We start from the raw sequence: 1,051 nt of genomic DNA on the forward strand, positions 1-1,051 counted from the left end.
GTTCGATTCAGGCGAGCTAATCAAAGAAGAAATCAAACACGAACGCCCATCGGGTATGCAGGCATTCGTTCTCAATACCCGCAAAGCATACTTGAGCGATCCTAAAGTAAGACGCGCGCTCACTTATGCCTTTGATTTCGAATGGACTAACAGCAACTTATTCCACAGTGCTTATAAAAGATCTTCGAGCTATTTCGAAAACTCTGAATTGGCGTCTTCCGGCGTCCCAGAAGGCGAAGAACTTGCCATCTTAGAAAAATTTAAGAAACAGCTTCCAGCAGAAGTATTTACCACGCCCTATTCTGTACCAAGCACAGCAAAACCAAACTCTATTCGCAAAAATCTGCGCTCAGCGATGAGCTTGTTAAAGGAAGCTGGCTACGACGTTAAGAACGGCAAGCGCGTTGATCAAAATGGAAACCCATTTAAACTCGAATTCTTAATGTTCCAAAAAGACTTTGAACGAGTCGTTCAGCCTTTCATTAAGAATTTAGAAAGACTAGGCATTGATGCAAGAATTACAGTTGTTGATACAACTCAGTATATTAATCGTTTGCGCGATTTTGATTTCGATGTCGTTGTCAGTGGCATTGGCCAATCTAATTCGCCAGGCAATGAACAACGTGAGTATTGGAGCTCCAGTAAAGTTGCTGTGCCGGGATCACGTAATTATGCAGGTATCAACGACCCAGTTGTCGACGAACTAATTGAAATGGTTATTAGCTCTCCAGATAGACAATCTCTTATCACTAGCACGAGAGCTTTAGATCGAGTATTACTCTGGGGCCATTACGCGATTCCAAATTGGTACAACCCAGTTGATCGCATCGCGTATAGCAAGAAGCTTGCTCATCCCGAAGTTACACCAAAATCGGGCATCTACTTAGACGCTTGGTGGGTGAAGTAACAGAAATGCCCGCCTACATATTTAAGCGTTTGCTTCTTATGATCCCTACCCTGTTTGGGATCATGCTTCTCAACTTTGTGATTGTCCAAGCAGCTCCCGGCGGCCCTGTAGAACGCATGCTCGCTCAAACCCAAGGAATGGAAT

At 44.1% G+C, this 1,051-nt stretch carries 1 protein-coding gene and 1 pseudogene; both read left to right on the top strand.

Annotated elements, in window-relative coordinates; all coding sequences use genetic code 11:
* A partial coding sequence (locus tag A3738_RS28950; RefSeq protein ID WP_231876797.1) for an ABC transporter substrate-binding protein occupies window positions 1-907 on the top strand: 907 nt, incomplete at its 5' end.
* 5 nt (window positions 908-912) lie between these two features.
* Window positions 913-1,051 (top strand): annotated as a pseudogene (locus tag A3738_RS30290) (microcin ABC transporter permease); the annotation flags it as partial.

Source organism: Oleiphilus sp. HI0066 (genome assembly GCF_001635725.1).